Origin of the sequence: Bradyrhizobium barranii subsp. apii (genome assembly GCF_011516635.5) — a bacterium.
GTDB lineage: Bacteria > Pseudomonadota > Alphaproteobacteria > Rhizobiales > Xanthobacteraceae > Bradyrhizobium > Bradyrhizobium barranii.
This window is the reverse complement of sequence record NZ_CP096255.1, coordinates 3,732,325-3,756,609: the sequence shown is the minus strand read 5'-3', so window position 1 is coordinate 3,756,609 and position 24,285 is coordinate 3,732,325. Positions and strand designations below refer to the sequence as shown.

The window sequence follows — 24,285 nt, the reverse complement described above, 5'->3', positions numbered from 1 at the left end:
GCGCTAACGCGGCCCTCCGGGTCCGGATCATGCCCTAAGCATTCACCTTGGCATGGCCGCCGAGATAGGCGGCGCGGATCGCTTCGTTGCCCCAGAGCGCGTCGGGCTTGCCGCCGAGCACGATGCGGCCGGTTTCGAGCACATAGCCGTAATCGGCCACCGACAGGCCCATGCGCGCGTTCTGCTCGACGAGCAGCACCGTCGTGTTGCGCCGGATCTCCGAGATGATCTTGAACACCGCCTGCACGATGACGGGCGCAAGACCAAGCGAGGGCTCGTCGAGCAACAACAGCCGCGGCTTGGCCATCAAGCCGCGCGCAACCGCCACCATCTGCAACTGGCCGCCGGACAGCGTCCAGCCGAGCGCGTTGGTGAACTTCCGGATGTCAGGGAACAGGTCGAACATCGCGTCCGCCTCCCGCGAGATCTCCGAGGTCGGCGCCCGGCGATTGGACGCGCCGAGCATGATGTTCTCTTTCACGGTGAGACCCGGGAATACCCTGCGGCCTTCCGGCACGTGCGAGATGCCCATGCGGACGATCGCTTCCGGACCAAGACCTGCGATCGACTTGCCGTCGAACAGGATGTCGCCGGAGGTCGGCTTGGCGAGGCCGGAGATGGCACGCAAGGTCGTGGACTTGCCGGCGCCGTTGGCCCCGAGCAGCGTCACCACCTGCCCCTGCTCCACCGCGCAGGTCACCCCGCGCAGCGCTTCGATCTCGCCGTAGCGCACCACCAGATTGCGGATTTCGAGCAACGGCATCATTCGCTCCCGAGATAGGCGGAGACGACGTCGGGATGACGCAGCACGGCCAGGGATTCGCCGTCCGCGATACGGCGTCCGAAGTTGAGCACGGTGATGTGCTGGGCCGCTTCCGAGACCAGCGTCATGTCGTGATCGATGATCAGGATGGTCAGGCCCTGCGCCGCGATGCGCTTGAGCAGCTCGTGCAGTTCCAGCTTCTCGGTCGAGTTGAGGCCGGCCGCGGGCTCGTCGAGCAGCAGCAGCGTCGGGTTCGAGGCCAGCGCACGGGCAATCTCGATCAGCCGCTGATGGCCGTAGGAGAAGCTCGAGATCAGCTCGTTGGCGCGGCTGCCGAGCCCGACGAAGGTCAGCGCCTCCATCGCCCGCTCGGTCAGGGCGTCGTCGCCCTTCCCGACCATGGTGTTGCCGGGCCGCTCGGCGCCGATCTCGACATTCTCCAGCGCCGTCATCGAACGGAACAGACGAATGTTCTGGAACGTGCGGCCGAGACCAGAAGCCGTGCGCTGATGCGGCGGCATGTGGGTGATGTCGGTGCCGTCGAGCACGATCCTGCCGGCTGTCGCTTCATAGAGACCCGAGAGCACGTTGAGCGTCGTGGTCTTGCCCGAGCCGTTCGGACCGATCAGCGCATGCACGCCGCCGCGCTTCACGGCGATGTCGACGCCGTCGACGGCCTTGAGGCCACCGAAATGCTTCGACAGGCCGGTGACTTCCAGCACCGTGTCGCCGCCGATCGTCGCCGGCTTCAATTGCAGGGCAGCCGCTGCCGGCGGCGCCTTGATCTTGGCGCGCCAGCGCGTGAAGGCGTCCGCAACAAAGCCCCAGATGCCGTCGGGCATGAAGCGGATGATCAGGATCACGAACAGGCCGTAGATTGCGAGATACAGGCCCGGCACGCTCTTGAGGAAGCGCAGCCATTCCGGGATCAGGATCAAGAGACCCGTGCCGATGGCAGAACCGATCGGCGAGGCCACGCCGCCGAGCAGCGACATGGTCAGGAACACGATCGATTCCGCAAAGGAGAACTGATCGGGGCTGACATAGGCGAAGCCGCCGGCGAACAATCCGCCCGCGAGCCCGCCGAGCAGCGCACAGAGCGCGAAGGCGTAGATCTTGGTGCGGAAGACGTCGATGCCGTTGACGCCGGCCGCAAGCTCGTTGTCGCGCACGGCGCGCATGGCGCGGCCGAGTTTGGTGTCGGAGAGATGCCAGACCAGGTAGCCGACGATCGCCAGCATCGCGACGCAGAAGGCGAGATAGCTTTGCGACGACTGGAACAGCTCGGGACGCTTGATGTTGGGGACGCCGTCGGGACCGCGCGTGAGCCAGATCGCGTTGATCATCACCAGCGTGACGATCTGCTGGAACGAGATCGTCACCATCGCAAGATAATGACCGCCGAGCCGCAGCGTGGACATGCCGAGGAACGCGCCCGCGAGCAGCGAGATCACGCAGCCGCCGACGAGACACAGCCAGAAGCTGAGCTGCAGATCCGTCGTGCCCATGCCGACCGCATAGGCGCCGAGCCCGAAGAACGCGGCCTGCGCCAGATTGATCTGGCCGCACAGGCCGAGCACCACCGAGAGGCCGAACACCGCGATCGAGAACGTGGTGGCCTGCAGCAGGATGTTATGGACGTATCCGTCGAAGCGCATGTTGGCCGCGAGCGCGACCAGGATCGCCGCGCCGATGAAGTACGGCAGGTGCCGGATCACGAGCGGTTTCGAACGGATGGCGGGCGCCGGAATCGGCATGTTGTCGCTGGGTGCGCTCATGCCTTTTCCGCCACGCGTTCGCCGAAGATGCCTTGCGGCCGGAAGATCAGGAAGGCGACCAGCACCAGGAAGGCGAAGCCGTCCTTGTAGGGCACCGAGATATAGGCCGCACCAAAGGTCTCGATCACGCCGAGCGCGAGACCGCCGATGATGGCGCCGGCAACGTCGCCGAAGCCGCCGATGATGGTGGCCGCGAACGCCTTCAGCGCGATCGTCGAGCCCATCTGGATCGAGACGAACAGCACGGGCGCGACGAGGATGCCGGCAAGGCCGCCAAGCACCGCCGAATAGATGAAGGTGATCATGATCATGGTGGAGACGGAAATGCCGAGCAGCGAGGCCATTTCCTTGTCCTGCGAGGTCGCCTGCAGCTTCTTGCCGAGCAGCGTCTTCTCGAAGAACGAGAAATTGAAGATCACGAGACAGATGGTGACGCCGATGATCAGCAGATACTGGCTGTCGAGATAGACCGGGCCGACCTGAATGCCGGGCGTCTCAAACCAGCCTTCCAGCACCTGCGGCTGCGGGCCGTAGATCGCGAGCACGGAATTGGCGAGCAGGATCGAGGCGCCGATGGTGGCGATGATGACAGGCAGATAGGTGCGGTGGCGCAGCGGATAATAGACGCCGAGATTGAAGATGACGCCGAGCAGCGCCATGCCGAGCAGCGCGACGATGAAGGCCGCCCAATAGGGCAGACCGGCTTCGACCGCGACGACCATCAGATAGGCCGCGACCATGGAGAATTCGCCCTGGGCAAAATTCACCACATTGGTGGCACGGAAGATCAGCACGAAGCCGAGCGCGACGAGCGCGTAGACGGCGCCGATACCGATGCCGGTAAAAAGGAGTTGTAGGGCGAGATCCATGACAAGCTTCTGTTGGAGGTCGGATGCGTTCGCCGAAAGACGGTTCGACCTCCCCGATTCCATCGGGGAGGTCGAATGAACGTCAGTCGTTGAACTCGATGTGCTTGTCGAAGACGATGTTGCCCTTCTCGTTCTTCACGATGTTGTAGCCGTGGAGACCATCGCCGTTCTGGTCGAAATTGTATTCGCCCTCGGCACCCGGGAACTTCTTGATCGCGAGGATGGCTTCGCGGACCTTGGCCGGATCGGTCGTGCCGGCCTTGTTGATGGCCGCCGACAAGACGCTGATGGCGTCGAAGGTCCAGGAGCTCTGGTTGTCGGGCGCGACCTTGACCGCATCACGGTAGATCTTGCCGAACGCCTTCGAGCCTTCGCTGGAATTCTCGGCATAATCGGCAACGCCATATGTATTGTACAGCGCGGGACCTGCGAGCTTCAGCGCGGTGATGTTGACGATCGAAGGCGAGCCGACCCACGGGATGTTCACGCCGAGCTGACGGAGCTGCCGGGCGAAGATGCCGAGATCGTTCTCGAAGGTGAAGTATAGCCGAGAATGTCGGCACCCGACTGCTTGATCGCGAGCACGACCGGGGTGAAGTCCTGGCTCTGGTTGGCGTAGCCTTGGTCGAGCACCGAGGGGGCACCGAGCTTTTCGAGCGCGGCGGTCAACGCCTTGCCGCCGGCGGTGCCAAAAGCGTCGGTCGAGTGCAGCACGGCCCACTTTTTCTTGCCGAGCGTATTGACGCCGTATTCGGCGATGACGCGACCGGAATAGCTGTCATTGGGGCGGCAGCGGAACAGCCACTGATTGCCCATGTGGGTGAGGTTAGGATCGGTGCCGCCGATCATCACGGGCTTGCCAAGCTTGATCACGTCGGGCGCCATCGCGTGCACCTGGGTCGAACGGATCGAGCCGAGGAACCCGACGATGTCGGACTGCGCGGCGAGCTTGGAGAAAGCGAGCACGATGCCGGGATTGGTGGTCTGGTCGTCCTCGACGATCAGCTCGCCCTGCTTTCCCAGGATACCGCCGGCTTTGTTCACAGCTTCGAGCGCGAGCTTGGCGCCCTTGATGGCGTAACCGCCGGATTCAGCGGCGGGACCAGTGACGGGCGCGCACATGCCGATCTTGATGGTAGCGCCTTGCGCATTCGCGCTCTTGATGAGGTAGGGCGCGGCAATGCCGGCAGCAATTCCGGCCGCGAAGTCGCGTCTCGTCAGTCTCATTCATTCCTCCCTGGGGCCGGGCATCCTTGTCGGCCCTTCTTGGTCTTGGCTCTATCGCTGAATACAGAACCGGATGCTACTTAGAGTCTGTCCGGAAAGATTACCTTGGATTGCATAGCTTTCGCAGCATGAGTCGGATGGAGGCCAGCTTGAGAAAGGCGAGCGCCCTGTGATTGAAGCATTCCCAATCTTTGGACAGTCTTCGGCATCGCCCGAGCCAGGCAAAGGTACGCTCGACGATCCAGCGTTTGGGCAAGACGACGAAACGGTGAGCCTGATCGGAGCGTTTGACGATTTCGAGGTTCACGCGCTTCAGAGCGCTACGCAGCCCCTTCTGGAAATGTGGCCCTTGATATCCGCCGTCGGCGTAGAGCTTCAGAAGAAAGGGATAGAGGCCGAACAACGTTGCCATCAGGAGCACGCCGCCGTCGCGATCCTGGATGTCCGCCGCATGCACGATGGCGTGCATCAAGAGGCCTTGCGTGTCGACGAGAATGTGCCGCTTCTTGCCCTTGATCTTCTTGCCCGCGTCGTAGCCATGGAGATCATGAGGCCCCCTTTTTCAGCGCTTTTCACGCTCTGGCTATCGATGATGGCGGCGGTGGGAGAAGCCTCGCGCTCGGCCCTTTCGCGACATTCGACATAGAGGGCGTGATGAATTTTATCGAGCGTGCCGTTCCAGCTCCACAGATCGAAGTAGCCATACAGCGTCGAGCGCGGCGGCAGGTCCTTGGGGATCGCGCGCCACTGGCAACCTGTGCTCAGGATGTACATCAGCCCGTTGGCAATCTCGCGCAGGTCCACCGTACGCTTGTTGCCGCCGCGCTTGGCCGGCGGGATGCGAGGCGCGATCAGCGCCCACTCCTCGTCGGTCAAGTCGCTCGGATAGCGCAGGCGGCTGCGGTCGTAGCGTGCACGGTTCTCGGTAGTCCACATTGGCGGCGCGTCCCCATCGAATCAGGCCGCTCACCTTGAATCACAACCGATTCATTCGACTCAACATGTTTTGGAACAGACACTTACGAATTCTGCCGATACGAGTAAATTGATATTGCGCCAACATCGACTAACTGCGCAGAGCGCGCACCCAATAGTGATCAACACCTGCGACGGCTGTCTATTCTCGGCGATTTCTCACGGCTTTTTTCACGCATTTCGCGGCGATCGCGCTGCCCACGCATTATGCAATGATGACAGTCATGCGTAGTTGGAAAGTGATCATGCAAATTTGCCGTTACGTTTCATCCGTGACGTCACTCGCGTCCGTGGAAGCGAGACACGATTCCAACTGACCGAGCATCTCCTGCAGTTCGGCGAGCTTGCGCGCGCCGAAGCGTTGCGTGATCTCGGCGTAGATCGCTTCCGAGGATGGGGCGACCGCGGCCATCAGCTTCACGCCCTCTTTCGAGATCGAGACCATGCTGCGGCGCTGGTCCGCCTTCGCGGTCTTGCGCTCGATCAGATTGCGCGCCTCGAGATCGCGCAGGATGCGCGACAGGCTCGGGCCGAGGAGAAATGCCGTGCGCGCGAGCTCGGTCACCTCCGCGGCCTCGATGGCTGCCAATGCGCGGAGGATGCGCCATTGCTGCTCGGTCAGGCCGTGCTCGCGCAGCTTGGGACGAAATTGCCGCATCACCGCTTCACGCGCCCTGAGCAGCGACATCGGCAGCGAGCGCGAGAAGTCGCGCATCGGCACCTGCCGTGCGGCGGGCTCACTTCCGTTCGCGGGATCAGCCGGTCTCTTCGCCATGTCGTCCTTTCAAGCCGCAAAATGTTTGCAGTGCAGCAAACCCAAATTGTGTTTGACGCATTCACTTAACATGTTAAGTCTCTCCGGCACCACGATTTGTAAGATCACAGATGGCGCTTTCCAACGACGATATCCAAGCTTGTGCGAACCGTCTGCACCAGGCGGAGAAGACCCGCACCCAGATCCGGCAGCTCTCGCAGGATTTTCCAGGCATTACCATCGCTGACGCCTACGCGATTCAGAAGGCCTGGGTCGACCTCAAGCTCGCGGAAGGCCGCACCGTCAAGGGCCACAAGATCGGCTTGACCTCGAAGGCGATGCAGAGCGCGCTCAATATCGACGAGCCGGATTCCGGCGTGCTGCTCGACGACATGTTCTTTGCCGATGGCGGCCTTGTCCCGACCGAGCGCTTCATCGCCACGCGCGTCGAGGCCGAGCTCGCCTTCGTCATGAGCAGGCGCCTCGCGGGGCCGGACTGCACGATGTTCGACGTGCTCAACGCCACCGATTTCGTCGTGCCGGCGCTTGTGATCCTGGACACGCGCATCGAGCGCGTCGATCCCAAGACCAAGGCGACGCGAAAGATTTTTGACACCATCGCCGACAACGCGGCGAATGCCGGCATCGTGCTCGGCGGACGGCCGATCCGCCCGCTGGACGCCGACCTGCGCTGGATCGGCGCGCTCTGCTTCAAAAACGGCCAGCTCGAGGAGACGGGCCTTGCCGCCGGCGTGCTCAATCATCCCGCGACTGCGGTTGCCTGGCTCGCCAACAAGATCGCGCCGCTTGGGCTAGCGCTGGAGCCCGGACAGATCGTGCTTGCCGGCTCCTTCATCCGTCCGATCGAGACCCGCAAGGGCGACACAATTCAGGCCGATTATGGCGCCTACGGCTCGGTGAGCTGCTACTTCGCTTAGACGAACAAAAAACAGGGAGTGAAACCGCGATGCCGCATTTCACCATCGAATATTCGGCCAATCTCGACGGCCGCCTCGACATCGGCGCGGTGTGCGAGGTGGTGCGGAAGGCGGCGGTCGAGACCGGCATCTTCCCGCTCGGCGGCATCCGCGTCCACGCCATTAGATGCGAGCATTATGCGATCGCGGACGCGCGACAGGACTACGGTTTCCTCGACATGGTCCTGCGCATCGGCGAAGGCCGCGACCTTCCCACGCGCCAGAAAGCCGGCGAGCACGTCTTCCAGGCGCTTTCAAAACATCTCGATCCCATCTTCGCCGCGAGCAAGTTCGCTTTGTCGTTCGACATGCAGATCAACGACAAGGACACCAGCTGGAAGCGCAACAACATCCACGACGCCCTGAAAGTGGAGGCTGCCCATGGATAAGCCCACGCCGAAAGCCGATGTGTTCCAGGCCAACCGCGACCGCGCCGCACCGCTGCTGAAGAAGCTGCGGGCCGACGGCATCGGCCACATGATCGACGGCAAGATCGTCGCCTCGATCTCCGGTAAGACATTCGAGACCAAGTCGCCGGTCGACGGCGCTACGCTTGCGAGCGTCGCGCGCGGCAACGCCGAGGACATCGACGCCGCGGCCACCGCCGCTGCGCTGGCCTTCAAGTCCTGGCGCGACATGGGGCCGGCGATGCGGAAGAAGCTGCTGCACCGCGTCGCCGACGCGATCGAGGACAATGCCGACGACATCGCCGTGCTCGAATGCATCGACACCGGCCAAGCCTATCGCTTCATGGCCAAGGCCGCGATCCGCGCCGCCGAGAATTTTCGCTTCTTCGCCGACAAATGCGCCGAGGCGCGCGATGGCCAGAACACGCCGAGCGACGAGCACTGGAACGTCTCGACCCGCGTGCCGATCGGTCCGGTCGGCGTGATCACGCCGTGGAACACGCCGTTCATGCTCTCGACCTGGAAGATCGCCCCGGCGCTGGCCGCGGGCTGCACCGTCGTGCACAAACCGGCCGAGTGGTCACCGGTGACGGCCGCCATTCTGGCAAGGCTCGTCAAGGAAGCCGGTGTTCCCGACGGCGTGCTCAACACCGTGCACGGCTTTGGCGAGGAGGCCGGCAAGGCCCTGACCGAGCATCCCGCCATCAAGGCGATCGGTTTCGTCGGCGAGAGCGCGACGGGATCGGCGATCATGGTCCAGGGCGCGCCGACCTTGAAGCGCGTGCATTTCGAGCTCGGCGGCAAGAACCCGGTGATCGTGTTCGACGACGCCGATCTCGACCGCGCGCTCGATGCCGTCGTGTTCATGATCTACTCCCTCAACGGCGAGCGCTGCACGTCGTCGAGCCGCCTGCTGATCCAGCAAAGCATCGCCGAGACATTCATCGAGAAGCTGACCGCGCGCGTGAAAGCGCTGAGGGTCGGCCATCCGCTCGATCCCGCCACCGAGATCGGACCGCTGATCCACGAGCGGCACCTCGCAAAGGTGTGCTCGTATTTCGACGTCGCGCGGCAGGATGGTGCTGTGATCGCCGTCGGCGGCAAGGCCTATGACGGCCCCGGCGGCGGACATTACGTCGAGCCGACACTGGTGACCGGCGCCAACGGCAAGATGCGCGTGGCGCAGGAGGAAGTGTTCGGCCCCTTCCTCACCGTGCTGCCCTTCAAGGACGAGGCCGACGCCATCGAGATCGCCAACGACACCCGCTACGGCCTGACCGGCTATGTCTGGACCAACGACGTCGGCCGCGCACTGCGCGTCGCCGACGCGCTGGAGGCTGGCATGATCTGGCTGAACTCGGAAAACGTCCGCCATCTGCCTACGCCGTTCGGCGGCATGAAGGCCTCAGGTATCGGCCGCGATGGCGGCGACTACTCGTTCGACTTCTACATGGAAACCAAGCACGTCTCGCTGGCGCGGGGCACGCACAAGATTCAGAAATTGGGAATCTGACGCTCGTCGAGCCGAGGGGAAACGCCGATGCCCGTACCGCAACACATCTTCGAACCGCCGTTCAACATCATCCGCTCCAGCCACGTCGTGCTCGACGTGACTGACCTGAAGCTCAGCCGTGCGTTCTACGAGACCACCGTCGGGCTGCATGTCGAGGATGCCGACGACAAGGTCGTTTACCTGAGCGCAGCCGAGGAGCACCAGCATCACTCGCTGGTGTTGCGCAAGGCGCCGGTACCCGCCTGCGCCCGGCTCGGCTTCAAGGTCGGCAACGACAAAGACCTCGACAAGGCCGCCTCCTTCCTTTCGGAGAACGGTCTCTCTTACGCCTTCGTCGACCAGCCCTTCCAGGGCCGCACACTGCAATTCACCGACCCCTTCGGCTTCCAGATCGAGCTCTACGCGTCGATGGACCGCCGCCCGCATCTGCTTCGCCGCTACGATCTCTACAGGGGATGCCACCCGCAGCGGCTCGATCATTTCAACGTCTTCGCCGCCGAAGTGCAGGACACCGTCGAGTTCTACGCCCGGCTCGGCTTCCGCCTCACCGAATATGCCGAGGAGGACGGACCGAACGGGCGCATTGCGGCTGCCTGGATGCATCGCAAGGGCAATGTCCACGACTTCGCCATCACCAACGGCAAGGGCCCTCGCCTGCACCACTTCGCCTATTGGACGCCGACGGCGATGAACATCATCCATCTCTGCGACGTCATGGCCTCACAAGGCTTCGTCAAGAACATCGAGCGCGGACCGGGACGCCACGGCATCTCGAATGCGTTCTTCCTCTACGTGCGCGACCCCGACGGGCACCGTCTCGAACTCTACACCAGCGACTACTTCACCGGCGATCACGACCACGAGCCGCTGCGCTGGTCGCTGCGCGATCCGCGCCGCCAGACGCTGTGGGGCGCGCCGGCGCCGCGGTCCTGGTTCGAGCAGGGCTCGCCGTTCAGCGGGCAGGCCGTGCGTGAGCCGAAGTTCGTCGCCGACGTGCTGGTGGCGGATTAATGCCGGTGACAAGCAAAATAACTCTCCCCGTCGTCCCTGCGAAAGCAGGGACCCATAACCACGGGGAGGAGTTTGGCGAAGGTTGGTCGTTCGGGATTGTCATCGCACGCTATCGATAGATCACGCGGTATGGGTCCCTGCTCCCGTGCGCAATTGCGCACTAGGCAGGGACGACAAGAGAGATAGATTGCCAATGAAGCTCCCTCGCCTCGCTACCTATTCCGTCAAGGGTGCAACCCGCTACGGCGCCGTCCTGGAGGGAGGCATCGTCGACCTCTCGACGCGTCACGCCAAGGACTATCCGACGCTGCGCGAGGTGATCGCGGCCGGAAAGCTCGTGAGCCTTGCCGAGGAGGCCGCCAGCCGCGCGCCGGACCATGCGCTCGGCGACATCACCTGGCTGCCGCCAGTGCCCGCGCCGGAAAAGATCATCTGCATCGGCGTCAACTATCCCGACCGCAATGCCGAGTACAAGGACGGCCAGGAGGCGCCGAAATATCCGAGCATGTTCATGCGCTCGCCCCGCTCCTTCGTGGGCCACGACACGCCGCTGGTGCGCCCGCGCGCGTCAGCGCAGCTCGACTACGAAGGCGAGATCGTGCTTGTGATCGGCAAGGCCGGCCGACACATCGCGGAAAGTGCCGCGCTCGACCACATCGCGGCGCTCACGCTCTGCAACGAAGGCTCGGTGCGCGACTGGCTGCGCCACGCCAAGTTCAACGTCACGCAGGGCAAGAACTTTGATTCCAGCGGCAGCCTCGGCCCGTGGCTGGTGCCCTACACGCGGGAATCGCAGATCGCCGACATTCGTCTGACCACGCATGTCAACGGCGAGCTCAGGCAGGACGACCGGACCAGCCGGCTGATGTTCCCGTTCCGCTATCTCATCAGCTATATCTCGACCTTCGCGACGCTGGTCCCCGGTGACATCATTGTGACGGGCACGCCGACCGGTGCCGGTGCGCGGTTCGATCCGCCGCGCTATCTGACGCCCGGCGATGTCATCGAGGTCGAAGCCGAAGGCATCGGCATGCTACGGAATGGCGTCGTCGACGAAGCCTGACAACAATCGAAATGGAATAGTGCAATGACCACCCTCACCGGCGGCGAAGCGATCGTAAGCGGCCTTGTCGCCCACGGCGTCGACACCGTGTTCGGCCTGCCCGGCGCGCAGGTCTACGGCCTGTTCGACGCCTTCCACCAGGCCCAGCTCAACGTGATCGGCGCGCGGCACGAGCAGGCCTGCGGCTACATGGCGTTCGGCTATGCGCGCTCCAGCGGCAAGCCCGGCGTGTTCAGCGTGGTGCCCGGCCCCGGCGTGCTCAACGCCAGCGCGGCGCTGCTGACCGCCTACGGCTGCAACGAGCCGGTGCTGTGCGTGACCGGCCAGGTGCCGACGCAGTTTCTGGGCAAGGGCCGCGGCCATCTGCACGAGATGCCGGACCAGCTCGCCACCTTGCGCACCTATGTCAAATGGGCCGACCGCATCGAGACGCCCGGCAACGCGCCGACCACCGTGTCGCGCGCCTTCCAGGAGATGACGTCCGGCCGTCGCGGCCCCGCCTCGGTCGAGATGCCCTGGGATATCTTCACCCAACGCGCGGACACCTGTGCCGCAAAGGTGCTCGAGCCGCTGCCCGCACCATTGCCCGATCCTGATCTGATCAGGCAGGCGGCCGCGGTGATCAGGAGCAGCAAGGCGCCGATGATCTTTGTCGGCAGCGGCGCGATCGAGGCGCGCGACGAAATCCTCGAGCTCGCCGAGATGATCGATGCACCCGTCGTCGCCTTCCGCAGCGGGCGCGGCATCGTCTCCAACGCGCATGAGCTGGGGCTCACGATGGCTGCCGCCTACAAGCTATGGCCGAAGACCGATCTCATGATCGGTATCGGCTCGCGGCTGGAACTGCCGACCATGTCGCGCTGGCCGTATCGACCTGACGGCTTGAAGAGCATCCGCATCGACATCGATCCCGTCGAGATGCGGCGCTTCATCTCCGACACCGCCATCGTCGCCGATGCCAAAACCGCGACCGCCGATCTGATCCAAGCGGTCAGCAAGGCCGGCTACAGCAAGTCCGCCGGCCGCCGCGCCGCGATCCGCGAGGCCACCGCGACCGCGCTGGCAGAGATCCAGAGCATCCAGCCGCAGATGGCGTATCTCAACATCCTGCGCGAGGTGCTGCCGGCCAACGCGATCGTCACCGATGAATTGTCGCAGTTCGGCTTCGCGTCCTGGTACGGCTTTCCGATCTACGAGCCGCGCACCTTCATCACGTCAGGGTATCAGGGCACGCTCGGCTCGGGCTTCCCGACCGCGCTCGGCGCCAAGGTGGCCAACCCCGACAAGCCGGTGGTGGCGATCACCGGCGACGGCGGCTTCATGTTCGGCGTGCAGGAGCTTGCCACCGCCGTGCAGTTCAACATCGGCGTGGTGACGCTGGTGTTCAACAACAACGCCTACGGCAATGTCCGCCGCGACCAGCGCGAGCGCTTTAACGGCCGCGTGGTGGCGTCCGATCTGGTCAATCCGGATTTCGTCAAGCTCGCGGAGTCCTTTGGTGTGGCTGCCGCGCGTGTCACCGCGCCGGACCAGTTCAAGGCGGCGATGGAAAAGGCGCTGGCCCATGGCGGGCCGTATCTGATTTCGGTGGAAGTGACGCGGGATTCGGAAGTCAGCCCCTGGGCGTTCATTCACCCGCCGAAGCCGTAAACGAAGCATCGTCGTTCCGGGACTCTTCCCTTCTCCCCTTGTGGGAGAAGGTGGATCGCTGACGCGAAGCGGCAGCGAGACGGATGAGGGGTCTGTCTCCGCGGATAGAGACCCCTCATCCGCCTCCCCTTCGGGAAGGCACCTTCTCCCTCAAGGGGAGAAGGAAGATCACCGCGTCCGGCGAAACGTCAAATTGATCCGCTTCCTTCCCAGCAGCGCGTGCTCGCCATCGGCGAGCGGCGCGACGCCGTGATAGGCGAGCCTGCTGGGCCCGCCCCAGACGACGACGTCGCCATGGACGAGCCGGAAGCGGCGCGGCTTGTCGCTGCGCGCCAGGCCGCCGAACAGGAAGGTCGCGGGCAGGCCGAGCGAGACCGAGACGATCGGCGCCGAATAGTCCAGCTCGTCCTTGTCCTGATGCAGCGACAGCCGCGTGCCGGGCTCGTAGCGATTGACGAGGCAGGCGTCGGGCGCAAAGCCGCCAAAGCCGCCCTGCTCCGCCGCGCCTCGAGCCAGGTCGCGAAGCACCGTCGGCATCGCGGGCCATGGCGCGCCGGTTCGCGGATCGATCGGATCATAGCGATAGCCGGTGTGATCGGTGATCCAGCCGCGCTCGCCGCAATTGGTCATCGCCACGGACATCAGGTGGCCGCCGGGCGTGGTCATGCGGCGGAACGGCGACTGCGCCACGATCGCGCGCACGGCTTCGATCAGCTCGCTCTCGATCGGCCTGACGAATCCGCGCAGCAACACGGCGCCGTCGGCGATCTCCTCACGCGACGGCTGTGCCTCGGCGGCCGTGTCGAACAGATCACCCGTCAATCGCAGCGCTCATTTGGCATCATGGAAGATCACACCCAGCGTATGGCGCTGGCCGGACCTGATCCGGCTGACGCCATGGCGGAGATTAACGCGGTAGGTGCCGCGTGTCCCCTGCACCGGACGGTGATGCACGGCGAAAGCGACCGCATCGCCCTGCGCCAGCGGCACGACCTCGGCGCGCGATTGCATGCGCGGGCGCTGCTCGGTCAGCACGAACTCGCCACCGGTGAAATCGCGTCCCGGCTCGGACAAGAGGATCGCGACCTGGAGCGGAAACACGTGCTCGCCATAGAGGTCCTGGTGCAGGCAGTTGAAATCGCCCGTCTCGTATTGCAGCAGCAGCGGCGTCGGCCGCGCCTGGCCTGCCTCGTGGCAGCGCTTGAGGAACGCGGCATGCGCGGCCGGGTAACGGATGTCGATCCCCATCGCCTCGTTCCAGCGATTGGCGACGCCCTGAAGATGCGCATACAGCGTCGGGCGAAGCTGCGCGATCAGATCGGGCAGCGGGTAGGAGAAATATTTGTACTCGCCGCGGCCAAAGCCGTGGCGGCCCATGACGATGCGGCTGCGGAAGCCTGCATCATCAGGATAGAGCGCGGCGATGGCGCGGCATTGGTCGGGCGTCAGCAGATTCTTCAGGACGGCGCTGCCCTGGGCATCGAGCTCGGCGGTGATTTGAGGCCAGCCGAGGGCGTCGACGTGGGTGGCGAGGTCGACTGAGGGCTTAGGGGGTGATTTACGTGCCGTTGCTGTCATGACTGCCACCTTCGCAAGACCGGCCCGCCCTTTGCCACCCGATTCCCGACTATCTCCTCGTCATTGCGAGCGCAGCGAAGCAATCCAGAGTCTTTCCGCAGAGGGATCCTGGATTGCTTCGTCGCAAGGGCTCCTCGCAATGACGGCGGAGGGGTATCAGCCCCGCACCGGCAGCGTCGTCACGTCATAGCCGTGCTTGATCGTGCGCTTCAGCACGGGGTCCTCGAGTTCGAACTCGAAGCGATCGGCGGGGCGGATGCCGCCCTTGGCCGCAAAGGTGCCGCCGAACATGGCGCAGCCGTCGGGGAACTTGCCACCCTCAAAGCCGCGCGCGATGAGGTCGGCGACCGGCAGCATCGCGTCCAGCGTGCCCTCCTGGTAGAGCACGCGCTCGCCCTTGATGGTGGCGTAGGAGCGCAGGATCATCCTGTCCCAATGGCCGATGACGTCCTCGAGCTCCCAGAGCGTGGATGCGACCGGCTTGTCGCACATCTGCTTGGAGACCGTGACGTTGTAGGCCTCGACCTTGCGGTCGGTATGGTCGGAGCCGCAGCCGACGAAGATGCGGCCCTGCCAGCCGATCAGCACGAATTCGACCTCGCCGGAGGAATCGCCGCCGCAGCATTCGATGCGGTCTTCCTGGGTTAGCCGCCGCGCCGAGGCGCGGTAGTAGATCGGCGTCGAGGCCGGCGGGGCGATGCCCATCTCTTGCAGCTCGGCGATGTGCTTGTCGCGCGCGACGGGATCGCGGCCGGTCCAGCCCGCAATGACCATCTGGTCGATCGCTAATGTCAGCGGCGTGGTGGTGTCCTGGGCGTCAACGGTGAAAGTCAGGTCAAACACGAATTACGGCCTCCATGCCGGCAGCAAGCTCGAAAATACGACGGTCAGATCCGCCCGCGCCCGCCAGCATCAGGCCGACGGGAACGTCACCCTCGCGATGCGCGGGCAGCGAGATGGCGCAGCCGTCGATCATGTTGATGAGAGTGCAATTGCGGAGCGCGCGCAGGTTTTCCCTGGTGAACGCCTTGTCATCGGCAAGATCGGAAATCTTCGGCGGCGTGTTGGCGGTGGTGGGCAGCACCAGCGCGTCATAGGGCGCGACGCGCGCATTGACGCGCGCGATCAGCGAGCGGCGCTCGTTGAGGAGATCGATGTAATCGGCCGCGCTCTGCGCCTCGCCGCGCATGATGCGCACGGAGACCCTGGGGTCGTAGATGTCGCCCTTGGCCGTGATGAGGTAGCGATGCCAGGCGTAGCTTTCGGACGCCGCAAAGCCGCCCTTGGCGTTCATCGGGCCGATGTCGTGAAATTCGGCCATCTCGATGCGCTCGACGATCGCACCGTGATCGGCAAGGCTCTTGAGCGCGCGCTCGAACGTCGAGGCCACGTCCGCGTCGAGATCGTCGAGCGCAATCGTGGTTGGCACTGCGAGCCGCATGCCCTTTACCGGCCGCGGCTTCAGCGGGACGATCGGCTCGTTCGCGAGTACGGCATCGAGAATGGCACAGCAGCTGACCGACCGCGCCAGCGGCCCGATGCTGTCGAGCGAGAAGGACAGCGGCACGGAGCCGTCCAGCGGCACGCGGCGCTGCGTCGGCTTGTAGCCGACGATGCCGTTGAAGGCGGCCGGAATCCGGCAGGAGCCGCCGGTGTCGGTGCCGAGCGCGCCATGCGCCATGCCGTCGAGCACGGACACCGCGGCGCCCGAGGACGAGCCGCCGGGCACGTGTCCCTCGGCCCGGTTCCAGGCGCCCTTCGGCGTGCCGTAGTGCGGATTGATGCCGATGCCGGAATAGGCGAACTCAGTCATGTTGGTCCGCCCGATCACGACGAAGCCGGCCTTACGCAGCCGCGCCACCGTCGCGGCGTCCTGATCGGCCGGCGCAGAATCGTCGAGCGCGCGGGAGCCGGCGCGTGTGACCTGGCCCTTAATGTCGAAGAGATCCTTGATCGAGACCGGGATACCGGCATAGCGCGACGGCGCCGCCTTGACCTTGCGCAAGCCGTCCATCGCATCCGCGGTTGCGAGCGCGGCGTCCTTGTCGACGTGGATGAATGTGCGTTGGCCCTCGCCGGCCGGGTCGGCGATCCTGGCGAGGCATGCCTCGACCAGCTTGCGGGAGGTCGTGCGGCCGCTTTCGAGGTCGTCGGCGAGTTTCGCCAGTGTCGGAAAATCGGGCATGTCTGTCTCACGGAATATTGCGCGCGCAATCTATAGCGCCGCCTCGGTTCGACACAAGCATTGTGCGCATGATGGCATGCATGCGCATTGCTGGACCGTTGACGCGCGATGGTCGATTGTCGCATCAAGATCGAAACAGCCAGGCGTGAAGCCCAGGCCTTATCAAGAATTGCCTTTGGGAGGGTTTTCCGACATGGCCGAACCGCAGCGCGCGCGCCCGAAACCGACGCCGGAGACCCAGCATTTCTGGGACGGCACGAAAGCGGGCGAATTGCGTTTGCAGCGCTGCGACGCCTGCGCGCATGTCTATTTCCCGCCGCGTCCGTTCTGCCCATCCTGCGCCTCGCGCAAGGTCAGCATCTTCAAGGCGAGCGGCAAGGGTTTCCTCTACAGCTACGTGATCAATCATCGTCCCGCCGCTCCCGGCTTCACGCCGCCTTATGCGATCGCGGTGGTCGAGCTTGCCGAAGGACCGCGGATGATGAGCAACATCATCGATTGTCCGCAGACGCCGGAGGCGCTTGATCTCGACATGAAGCTCGAAGTCGCCTTCCAGGCGCTCGACGACAAGATCACCCTCCCCGTGTTCCGTCCGGCGAAGGGATAGGCCATGCGCAGCAACCAGGTTGCCGTCGTCGGCGCGGCCGAGACCACCGAACTCGGCGTCATCCCCAATATGTCGCAGCTCCAGCTCCACGCGGATGCGGCGCTCAACGCCATCGCGGATGCCGGGCTGAAACTCTCCGACATCGACGGCTTTGCCACCGCGGTCGAAACGCCGCAGCAGGTCTGCCATTACCTCGGAATCAAGCCGACCTGGGTGGACGGCACCTCGGTCGGCGGCTGCTCCTTCATGCTGCACGTTCGCCATGCGGCGGCGGCGATCGAGGCAGGTCTCTGCAAGACCGTGCTGATCACGCATGCCGAGAGCGGCAAGTCGATGATCGGCAAGGCGCCGCGTTCGATCCCCGCCGACAGCCTGCAAGGGCAGTTCGAGGCGCCCTACGGCGTCTACGGCCCGCCCAGCATGTTCCCGATCCCCGTGCTGCGCTTCATGAAGACCTACGGCATCACGCATGAGCAGCTCGCCTCGGTGGCGGTGGTGCAGCGGGAATGGGCGGCCAAAAATCCCCGCGCGATGATGAAGGACCCGATCACGGTCGCTGATGTCCTCAACTCGCGCATGATCGCCTATCCATTCCGGCTGCTGCAGTGCTGCCTCGTCACCGACGGCGGCGGCGCGCTGATCCTGACCTCGGCCGACCGCGCCAAGGATTTTCCGAGGAAGCCCGTCTACATCATGGGCACCGGCGAGAGCGTGGAGACGCCGATGGTCAGCCAGATGGAGACTTTCAACTCCTCGCGCGCATTCAAGACCGCCGGCCCCCTCGCCTTTAAGGAAGCCGGCATCGCGCACCGGGATGTCGACCATCTCATGATCTACGATGCGTTTGCGCATCTGCCGCTGTTCGGCCTTGGCGACCTCGGCTTCATGCCGCACGAGGAAACCGGCCAATTCATCGCGGATGGCAACACGCGCCCCGGTGGCAAGCTGCCGCTCAACACCAATGGTGGCGGCCTGTCCTACATGCATTCGGGCATGTACGGCATGTACGCACTCCAGGAGAGCGTACGCCAGATGCGCGGGATTGCCCCGGCACAGGTGCCGAATGCGAAGATTTCGGTGTGCCACGGCGTCGGCGGCATGTTCGCCGCGAGTGGCACGATCGTGTTTACGAACGAGAGGTAACGACTGTCATTCCGGGGCGTCGCGTCAGCGACGAGCCCGGAATCCGTAACCACGATCGGGAGTATGGATTCCGGGCCTGCGCCTTGCGGCGCATCCCGGAATGACGGCGGAAATTGGAACGGCTAGCGGAGAACTCACATGACAAAATCACTGCAAGACAAGGTCATCATCGTCACCGGCGCGGGCCGCGGCATCGGGCGCGAGATCGCGCTGCTCTGCGCGGCGGAGGGCGCCAAGGTCGTCGTCAATGACCCCGGTGTTGCCGCCGACGGCGCCGGTTCCAGCGCTTCGCCCGCCGAGGAGGTGGTCGATGAGATCAAGAAGCGCGGCGGCATCGCGGTGCCCAATTTCGAGTCGGTGGCGGAAGCCGTCCCCGCCAGCAAGATCGTGAAGACCGCGACCGATCATTTCGGCAAGCTCGACGGCGTCGTCAACAATGCCGGCATCCTGCGCGACATGATCTTCCACAAGATGAGCGTGGAAGCGTTCGAGGCCGTCATCAAGGTTCACCTGATGGGCTCGTTCTACGTCAGCCACGCTGCGGCGCGGATCTTTCGCGAGCAGGAGAGCGGCTCCTTCGTGCACTTCACCTCGACCTCCGGCCTGATCGGCAATTTTGGCCAGGCCAACTACGCCGCGGCCAAGCTCGGCATCATCGGGCTGTCGAAGTCGATCGCGCTCGACATGGGCCGCTTCAACGTCCGCTCCAACTGCGTTTCGCCGTTTGCCTGGACCCGCATGATCGGCACCATCCCGACCGAGACCGAAGCCGAGAAGGCGCGCGTCGAGAAGATCAAGCAGATGGGCCCGGAGAAGATCGCGCCGATCTGCGCCTATCTGCTCTCCGATGCCGCCAAGGACGTCTCCGGGCAGATCTTCGGCGCACGCATGAACGAGCTGTTCCTGTTCAGCCAGAACCGCCCGCTGCGCTCGGTTCATCGCAGCGAGGGCTGGACGCCGCAAACGATCGCGGAACACGGCATGCCGGCACTGAAGGGCTCGTTCTACAAGCTCGACCGTTCCGCCGACATCTTCCCCTGGGATCCCGTCTAGCCGTTTTCCCAGCAATTGTTGCATTGCGATCTCCGGTTGTCCGACCGGAGATCGCCCGCATTACGCCCGATTGCGGGCGAATGGTTTCCTTCCAACAAAAAATGGGAGGCGACTATGACAAAATCACTGACCAATTCTGCCGATACTGACGAGCCTTGCCTCGGGCGCCGCACCCTCCTGAAGGGCGCGGCGGCTGCAGTAGCCGCGACCGGCGTTACCATGAACGCAACCCTGGCAGCCTCCGTCGCGCCATTGGGCCAGACCGGCACTCCGACGATATCGACGGCCCCGTTGCCCTTGGGACCGCTTCCCGGCAGCCGCTACCCGGACTCCCGTCTGGAATCCGCGAAGAAGGGGCCGCCAACGTTCGGGCCTGCCGACTTCCCGGCCTTCGCCGGCACCATGGCGGTCGAGCGTGTTGCAACCGGCTTCCGATGGGCCGAAGGTCCCGTGTATTTTGCAGCCGGACGATATCTGCTGTTCAGCGACATCCCCAACAATCGCATCATGCGCTTCTCGGAGGATGACGGTCATACCAGCGTCTACCGTCAACCCTCGATGAACTCGAACGGCAACACGATCGATCGCGAAGGACGCCTGATCACGTGCGAGCATAGCGGGCGGCGTGTGACGCGCACCGAACTCGACGGCTCGATCACCATCATTGCCGACAAATTCAATGGCAAGCGACTGAACTCGCCGAACGATGCGGTCGTCACCGCCGATGGCGCGATCTGGTTCACCGATCCGGCCTACGGCATCGGCGGCTTCTACGAGGGCGTCAAGGCCGACCCCGAGCAGGAGAAAAAGAACGTCTACCGCGTCGACCCGAAGACCGGCGACATCAAGGTCGTCGTCGACGACTTCGTGGAGCCCAATGGACTCGCTATCTCACCCGACGAAAAGAAGCTCTATATCTGCGACACCGGATTCACGGACGGACCGGACAACCCATCCCATATCCGCGTGTTCGACCTCGATGTGGCGGCGGGGAAGGTGTCGAACAGCAAAGTCTTCGCAGAGATGCCAAAGCCGAGCATTACCGACGGCGTCCGCTGTGACACCGAGGGACGGGTCTGGTGTTCGGTGGGCTGGGGCGATCCGAACGAAGACGGCGTGCGCTGCTATACGGCCAACGGCCAACTGCTTGGCAAAATTCACATCCCGGAAACCGTCGCCAACCTGAGCTTCGGCGGGCAGCAGCGAAACAGACTTTATATCTGTGGCTCGTCGTCGCTCTATGCCGTTTACACCAGTGTACAAGGCGCAATGAAGCCCTGATAGCTGCGGCGTCACGGCCGGGCTTGCCCCGGCCATCCACGTTAGCAACGAGGCGAGAAGACGCCGCGTTGCTAACCCGTGTTCCGCAACCCCGCGGAGATGCCATTGATCGTGAGCTGAATCCCGCGCAGCACCTGCTCGTCCGGGTTCTGCGCGCGATGTTCCTTGAGCAGCTCGACCTGCACGTGGTTGAGCGGATCGAGATAGGGGAAGCGGTGGCGCACCGAGCGCTCCAGCAGCGGATTGCCCTGGAGCAGCCGGTCCTGGCCCATGATGTCGAGCAGCGTCTCGATGCAGGAATGCCATTCGCGGCGGATGCGGCCGAAGATTTTTTCGCGCAGGGCTTCATCGGGAACAAGCTCGGCATAGCGCGAGGCGATCGCGATCGAGCTTTTCGCCAGCACCATGTCCATGTTCGACAGCAGCATGCGGAAGAACGGCCATTCCCTGTAGAGCTCCTTCAGGAACGGCATGCCCTTGTCGGGATGCTCCGCGATCCACTGCTCGACCGCACTGCCAAAGCCATACCAGCCCGGCAGCATCAGGCGGCACTGCGCCCAGGAGAACACCCACGGAATGGCGCGCAGATCTTCGATCGCGCGGGTCTTCTTGCGCGAGGCCGGACGGCTGCCGATGTTCAGCGTCGCGATCTCGTTGATGACCGTGGACGCCCAGAAATAATCGACGAAACCGTCGGTCTCGTAGACGAGGCCGCGATAGGCCTTGAAAGCCAAATTTGAAAGCTCGTCCATCGCGGTGAGATATTCGCGGCGCGGCGCGCTCTGGCGCGGATGCAGCAGGCTCGCCTCCAGCGTCGCGGCGGCGAGGATCTCCAGATTGTTGCGGCCGACTTCGGCGTTGGAATATTTCGACGAGATGATCTCGCCCTGCTCGGTGATGCGGATCTGCCCGTTCACCGCGCCGCCGGGCTGGGCGATGATGGCGTCATAGCTCGGACCGCCGCCGCGGCCGACCGAGCCGCCGCGGCCGTGGAACAGGCGCAAGCGCACGCCGTGGCGCTCGAACACGTCGACGAGGCCGATCTCGGCCTTGTAGAGTTCCCAGCCCGAGGTGACGAAGCCGCCATCCTTGTTCGAGTCGGAATAGCCGAGCATGACCTCCTGCACGCTGCCGCGGCTGTCGACGAGGCGGCGGTAATCGTGCAGCGACAGCATGCGATCCATGATGCTGCTGGAGGCCTGCAAATCCTCGATGGTCTCGAACAGCGGCACGATGTTGATGGCGCTGCGCCCGGAGGGATGGACGAGGCCGACCTCCTTGAGCAGCACGGCCACTTCGAGCATGTCGGACATGCCCTTGCACATCGAGATGATGCATTGGGGAATGGCGTCCGAGCCGAACTTCGCATGCGCCTCCGCGGCGGAATGGAAGACGTTGAGCTCGCCCATGGTCTCGTCGCTGTATTTGACGAATGGCGAGACCAGCGAGCGCGTGCTGCGCAGCTCGTTGGTGAGCAGCGAGATGCGCGCGTCCTCGCCGAGCGCGAGATAGGACATGCCGGGGTTCGCGGCATCCATCAGCTCGGCAATGGTACGTTCGTGCACGGCCGAGTTCTGACGGATGTCGAGCCGCGCCAGATGGAAGCCGAAGCAATCCACCGCGCGCCGCAGCAGCCGCAGCCGGCCGCGGGCGATCACGCGGGCATTGTTGGAGATCAGCGAACGGTGCAGCACGTCGAGATCGGCCTGCAACTCCTTGACGGTCTCGTAAGGCCTGCCCTTGCCGACCGGCCGGCGCGTGATCTCGACCTCGAGCTTTTCGGCCGTCGCCGTCAGGCGCGCATAGATGCCGGAGACCGCGAGACGATAAGGCTCGCCGCTCCGGTGCGGCGAGGTGTCGGGCGAGCGTTCCGCCAGCGTCCGCAGCTCCTCGGAGACGTCGGCGAGGTGCGCCGCGATCGACAGCTCCGAGCCGAGCACGTGCAGCTCGTTGAGATAGAATTGCATCACCCGGCTCGACTGCAGCCGCAGCGTCCCGCGCATCACATCGGCGGTGACGAAGGGATTGCCGTCGCGGTCGCCGCCGATCCAGCTGCCCATGCGCAGGAACGAGGCGAGCTCGCTTGCAGCCGCCTCGCCAGCCTCCTCCAGCCTGTCTTCGAGCACGTTGACCAGCCGCGGTACCTCGCGCAGGAAGGTGTAGTCGTAGAACGACAGGCCATTGGCGACCTCGTCGAGCACCGTGAGCGTGGTCCGGCGCAAGAGATTGGTCTGCCACAGCGTCAGCACCTCGCGGCGAAGCTGCTCGTCGCTGGCGGCGGCCTCGTCTTCAGTCAGCGCCACACGCTCGCGGCGGTCCAGCAGGCTAGCGACCTCCATCTCGCGGTCCATGGTGCTCTTGCGGCGGACCTCGGTCGGGTGCGCGGTCAGGACCGGGCTGACCAGCGCGGTCTTGAAGAAATTGCGCAGCATATCGGAGCTGATCCCGGCGTCCCTGGCGTGGGCCAGCGTCTCTGCCAGCACGCCGGAACCGGTGCTCTGGGCGGCACTGCGGGCGCGCATCTGGCGAATGTTGTTCTGGTCCTCGGCGATGTTGGCGAGGTGGGAGAAATAGCTGAAGGCGCGGACGATCCGCACCGTCTCCGAGGTCGACATGCTGTCGAGGATCTGCTCGAGCTCGCGGCGGGCGAGCCGGTCCTCGTCGCGGTGGAACCGGATCGAGGTCTGGCGGATGCGCTCGACCAGGTCGAACAATTCCGCGCCTTCCTGGTCGCGCACCGTGTCGCCCAGGATGCGTCCGAGCAGGCGGATGTCGTCACGCAGCCGCGCATCTGCCTCCAGCGCCTGGGCGTCCTCAGCGCGGTTCGCGCGGTTGTCAATGGCGTCGGGTGGCACGGTCTGGAGGGACATGGCTCGCTTCCTTGTTCGAGCTCGCTTCGCTGCCCGGCTCAGCCGAGTGTGCAAGTTTTTTGCCGCAGCGCAAGATGAAGTTGGGGGCGGCGCACACTGAAAGGGGCGATCACTCCTTGCGGCTAGGCCGGCACGATCACCTTGCCGATCGGCCAGAGCGCGATCCCCGCGAGCTTCAGATGGGCCCAGGCAAAGGGAATGCCGATGATGGTGACGGCGAAGATCACGGCTGTCAGCACGTGGCCGAGTGCCAGCCACCAGCCGGCCAGCACGAACCAGATAATGTTCCCGATCACCCCGAGCGGGCCGGTGCCGATATCGCCCATACCGGTGACCTCGTCGCGGTTGACCGCGCGCGAGCCGAACGGCAGCAGGGCGTAGACCGCGATGTTGAACGCCGCCCGCGCCCAGGGAAGGCCGATGATGGTAATGGCCATGATGACGGAAGCCACCAGCCAGCCGAATGCCATCCAGGCACCGCCGATGAGAATCCAGATCACGTTGAGCAGAATGGAAACGGGGGCCATTAGATTTAGGAACCTTGGGATGATCCGGGGTCAATGAGCCCTCTTATAGCACGA

The 24,285-nt window shown here is 64.3% G+C and carries 20 protein-coding genes and 2 pseudogenes; 10 read left to right on the top strand and 12 right to left on the bottom strand.

Annotated elements, in window-relative coordinates; all coding sequences use genetic code 11:
• Positions 1 to 34: 34 nt before the first annotated feature.
• The 6 genes and pseudogenes from HAP41_RS17825 to hpaR form a co-directional block, all read right to left on the bottom strand.
• Positions 35 to 763: an ABC transporter ATP-binding protein gene (locus HAP41_RS17825; RefSeq protein ID WP_063986556.1), complete on the bottom strand. Its 729-nt coding sequence runs from the start codon at positions 761 to 763 to the stop codon at positions 35 to 37.
• Complete coding sequence (locus tag HAP41_RS17820) at positions 763 to 2,541, bottom strand: branched-chain amino acid ABC transporter ATP-binding protein/permease (RefSeq protein WP_166098894.1); 1,779 nt, start codon at positions 2,539 to 2,541, stop codon at positions 763 to 765. The genes HAP41_RS17825 and HAP41_RS17820 overlap by 1 nt, the downstream gene beginning before the upstream one ends.
• Complete coding sequence (locus tag HAP41_RS17815) at positions 2,538 to 3,410, bottom strand: branched-chain amino acid ABC transporter permease (RefSeq protein WP_166098899.1); 873 nt, start codon at positions 3,408 to 3,410, stop codon at positions 2,538 to 2,540. Before HAP41_RS17815 ends, HAP41_RS17820 begins: the two co-directional genes overlap by 4 nt.
• An 82-nt stretch (positions 3,411 to 3,492) precedes the next feature.
• Positions 3,493 to 4,637, bottom strand: a pseudogene (locus HAP41_RS17810) (ABC transporter substrate-binding protein).
• Between the two features lie 100 nt (positions 4,638 to 4,737).
• Positions 4,738 to 5,573, bottom strand: a pseudogene (locus tag HAP41_RS17805) (IS5 family transposase).
• Positions 5,574 to 5,871: 298 nt separating this feature from the next.
• Positions 5,872 to 6,387, bottom strand: a complete 516-nt coding sequence (hpaR, locus tag HAP41_RS17800; protein WP_166098904.1) for a homoprotocatechuate degradation operon regulator HpaR — start codon at positions 6,385 to 6,387, stop codon at positions 5,872 to 5,874.
• Between the two features lie 110 nt (positions 6,388 to 6,497).
• Here hpaR and hpaH point away from each other — a divergent pair, with 110 nt between their 5' ends.
• The 6 genes from hpaH to HAP41_RS17770 all read left to right on the top strand — a co-directional run bounded on the left by hpaH (position 6,498) and on the right by HAP41_RS17770 (position 12,987).
• On the top strand, positions 6,498 to 7,304 hold the full coding sequence (hpaH, locus tag HAP41_RS17795; protein WP_166098908.1) for a 2-oxo-hept-4-ene-1,7-dioate hydratase: 807 nt from the start codon (positions 6,498 to 6,500) through the stop codon (positions 7,302 to 7,304).
• Positions 7,305 to 7,333: 29 nt separating this feature from the next.
• Positions 7,334 to 7,732 (top strand): 5-carboxymethyl-2-hydroxymuconate Delta-isomerase, encoded by a 399-nt coding sequence (locus HAP41_RS17790; protein WP_166098912.1) that lies wholly within the window; start codon positions 7,334 to 7,336, stop codon positions 7,730 to 7,732.
• Positions 7,725 to 9,263, top strand: a complete 1,539-nt coding sequence (gene hpaE, locus HAP41_RS17785; RefSeq protein WP_166098922.1) for a 5-carboxymethyl-2-hydroxymuconate semialdehyde dehydrogenase — start codon at positions 7,725 to 7,727, stop codon at positions 9,261 to 9,263. Before HAP41_RS17790 ends, hpaE begins: the two co-directional genes overlap by 8 nt.
• Before the next feature lie 27 nt (positions 9,264 to 9,290).
• Positions 9,291 to 10,274: a 3,4-dihydroxyphenylacetate 2,3-dioxygenase gene (gene hpaD, locus HAP41_RS17780; RefSeq protein WP_166098925.1), complete on the top strand. Its 984-nt coding sequence runs from the start codon at positions 9,291 to 9,293 to the stop codon at positions 10,272 to 10,274.
• A 193-nt stretch (positions 10,275 to 10,467) separates the two neighbouring features.
• Positions 10,468 to 11,337, top strand: a complete 870-nt coding sequence (locus tag HAP41_RS17775; protein WP_166098928.1) for a fumarylacetoacetate hydrolase family protein — start codon at positions 10,468 to 10,470, stop codon at positions 11,335 to 11,337.
• Between the two features lie 24 nt (positions 11,338 to 11,361).
• The gene (locus tag HAP41_RS17770; protein WP_166098932.1) at positions 11,362 to 12,987 is read left to right on the top strand and encodes a thiamine pyrophosphate-dependent enzyme; all 1,626 of its coding nucleotides are present in this window, start codon (positions 11,362 to 11,364) and stop codon (positions 12,985 to 12,987) included.
• Positions 12,988 to 13,155: 168 nt separating this feature from the next.
• Here HAP41_RS17770 and alkB read toward each other — a convergent pair whose 3' ends face one another.
• The 4 genes from alkB to HAP41_RS17750 form a co-directional block, all read right to left on the bottom strand.
• A complete protein-coding gene (alkB, locus tag HAP41_RS17765) occupies positions 13,156 to 13,809 on the bottom strand; it encodes a DNA oxidative demethylase AlkB (RefSeq protein ID WP_166098935.1) in 654 nt (217 codons plus the stop codon).
• Between the two features lie 9 nt (positions 13,810 to 13,818).
• A complete protein-coding gene (locus HAP41_RS17760; RefSeq protein ID WP_166098940.1) occupies positions 13,819 to 14,565 on the bottom strand; it encodes a 2OG-Fe(II) oxygenase in 747 nt (248 codons plus the stop codon).
• A gap of 156 nt (positions 14,566 to 14,721) precedes the next feature.
• Entirely contained in the window at positions 14,722 to 15,408 is a 687-nt protein-coding gene (locus tag HAP41_RS17755) for a DUF2848 domain-containing protein (RefSeq protein WP_028146915.1), read from the bottom strand.
• On the bottom strand, positions 15,401 to 16,750 hold the full coding sequence (locus HAP41_RS17750; protein WP_166098944.1) for an amidase: 1,350 nt from the start codon (positions 16,748 to 16,750) through the stop codon (positions 15,401 to 15,403). The genes HAP41_RS17755 and HAP41_RS17750 overlap by 8 nt, the downstream gene beginning before the upstream one ends.
• Before the next feature lie 193 nt (positions 16,751 to 16,943).
• Here HAP41_RS17750 and HAP41_RS17745 point away from each other — a divergent pair, with 193 nt between their 5' ends.
• The 4 genes from HAP41_RS17745 to HAP41_RS17730 all read left to right on the top strand — a co-directional run bounded on the left by HAP41_RS17745 (position 16,944) and on the right by HAP41_RS17730 (position 20,834).
• The gene (locus HAP41_RS17745; RefSeq protein WP_166098947.1) at positions 16,944 to 17,357 is read left to right on the top strand and encodes a Zn-ribbon domain-containing OB-fold protein; all 414 of its coding nucleotides are present in this window, start codon (positions 16,944 to 16,946) and stop codon (positions 17,355 to 17,357) included.
• Between the two features lie 3 nt (positions 17,358 to 17,360).
• Positions 17,361 to 18,500, top strand: coding sequence for a thiolase C-terminal domain-containing protein (locus HAP41_RS17740; protein WP_166098950.1), 1,140 nt, complete (start codon positions 17,361 to 17,363; stop codon positions 18,498 to 18,500).
• 138 nt (positions 18,501 to 18,638) lie between these two features.
• Positions 18,639 to 19,553, top strand: coding sequence for an SDR family oxidoreductase (locus tag HAP41_RS17735; protein WP_014496864.1), 915 nt, complete (start codon positions 18,639 to 18,641; stop codon positions 19,551 to 19,553).
• A gap of 114 nt (positions 19,554 to 19,667) precedes the next feature.
• The gene (locus tag HAP41_RS17730; RefSeq protein ID WP_166098954.1) at positions 19,668 to 20,834 is read left to right on the top strand and encodes an SMP-30/gluconolactonase/LRE family protein; all 1,167 of its coding nucleotides are present in this window, start codon (positions 19,668 to 19,670) and stop codon (positions 20,832 to 20,834) included.
• 71 nt (positions 20,835 to 20,905) lie between these two features.
• Here the strand turns inward: HAP41_RS17730 and ppc are convergent, their stop codons facing one another.
• On the bottom strand, positions 20,906 to 23,704 hold the full coding sequence (gene ppc / locus HAP41_RS17725; RefSeq protein ID WP_166098959.1) for a phosphoenolpyruvate carboxylase: 2,799 nt from the start codon (positions 23,702 to 23,704) through the stop codon (positions 20,906 to 20,908).
• A gap of 122 nt (positions 23,705 to 23,826) precedes the next feature.
• Positions 23,827 to 24,231, bottom strand: a complete 405-nt coding sequence (locus HAP41_RS17720; protein WP_071915736.1) for a YccF domain-containing protein — start codon at positions 24,229 to 24,231, stop codon at positions 23,827 to 23,829.
• Between the last annotated feature and the right edge of the window lie 54 nt (positions 24,232 to 24,285).

Excerpts from the sequence above, each read along its gene's own strand:
- HAP41_RS17750 (WP_166098944.1), bottom strand. The coding sequence starts at position 16,750 with ATGCCCGATTTTCCGACACTGGCGAAACTCGCCGACGACCTCGAAAGC.
- HAP41_RS17730 (WP_166098954.1), top strand. The coding sequence starts at position 19,668 with ATGACAAAATCACTGACCAATTCTGCCGATACTGACGAGCCTTGCCTC.
- HAP41_RS17735 (WP_014496864.1), top strand. The coding sequence starts at position 18,639 with ATGACAAAATCACTGCAAGACAAGGTCATCATCGTCACCGGCGCGGGC.
- HAP41_RS17760 (WP_166098940.1), bottom strand. The coding sequence starts at position 14,565 with ATGACAGCAACGGCACGTAAATCACCCCCTAAGCCCTCAGTCGACCTC.
- HAP41_RS17815 (WP_166098899.1), bottom strand. The coding sequence starts at position 3,410 with ATGGATCTCGCCCTACAACTCCTTTTTACCGGCATCGGTATCGGCGCC.
- hpaH (WP_166098908.1), top strand. The coding sequence starts at position 6,498 with ATGGCGCTTTCCAACGACGATATCCAAGCTTGTGCGAACCGTCTGCAC.
- HAP41_RS17770 (WP_166098932.1), top strand. The coding sequence starts at position 11,362 with ATGACCACCCTCACCGGCGGCGAAGCGATCGTAAGCGGCCTTGTCGCC.
- ppc (WP_166098959.1), bottom strand. The coding sequence starts at position 23,704 with ATGTCCCTCCAGACCGTGCCACCCGACGCCATTGACAACCGCGCGAAC.
- HAP41_RS17820 (WP_166098894.1), bottom strand. The coding sequence starts at position 2,541 with ATGAGCGCACCCAGCGACAACATGCCGATTCCGGCGCCCGCCATCCGT.
- hpaR (WP_166098904.1), bottom strand. The coding sequence starts at position 6,387 with ATGGCGAAGAGACCGGCTGATCCCGCGAACGGAAGTGAGCCCGCCGCA.
- HAP41_RS17825 (WP_063986556.1), bottom strand. The coding sequence starts at position 763 with ATGCCGTTGCTCGAAATCCGCAATCTGGTGGTGCGCTACGGCGAGATC.
- HAP41_RS17740 (WP_166098950.1), top strand. The coding sequence starts at position 17,361 with ATGCGCAGCAACCAGGTTGCCGTCGTCGGCGCGGCCGAGACCACCGAA.
- HAP41_RS17720 (WP_071915736.1), bottom strand. The coding sequence starts at position 24,231 with ATGGCCCCCGTTTCCATTCTGCTCAACGTGATCTGGATTCTCATCGGC.
- HAP41_RS17745 (WP_166098947.1), top strand. The coding sequence starts at position 16,944 with ATGGCCGAACCGCAGCGCGCGCGCCCGAAACCGACGCCGGAGACCCAG.
- hpaD (WP_166098925.1), top strand. The coding sequence starts at position 9,291 with ATGCCCGTACCGCAACACATCTTCGAACCGCCGTTCAACATCATCCGC.
- hpaE (WP_166098922.1), top strand. The coding sequence starts at position 7,725 with ATGGATAAGCCCACGCCGAAAGCCGATGTGTTCCAGGCCAACCGCGAC.
- HAP41_RS17790 (WP_166098912.1), top strand. The coding sequence starts at position 7,334 with ATGCCGCATTTCACCATCGAATATTCGGCCAATCTCGACGGCCGCCTC.
- HAP41_RS17775 (WP_166098928.1), top strand. The coding sequence starts at position 10,468 with ATGAAGCTCCCTCGCCTCGCTACCTATTCCGTCAAGGGTGCAACCCGC.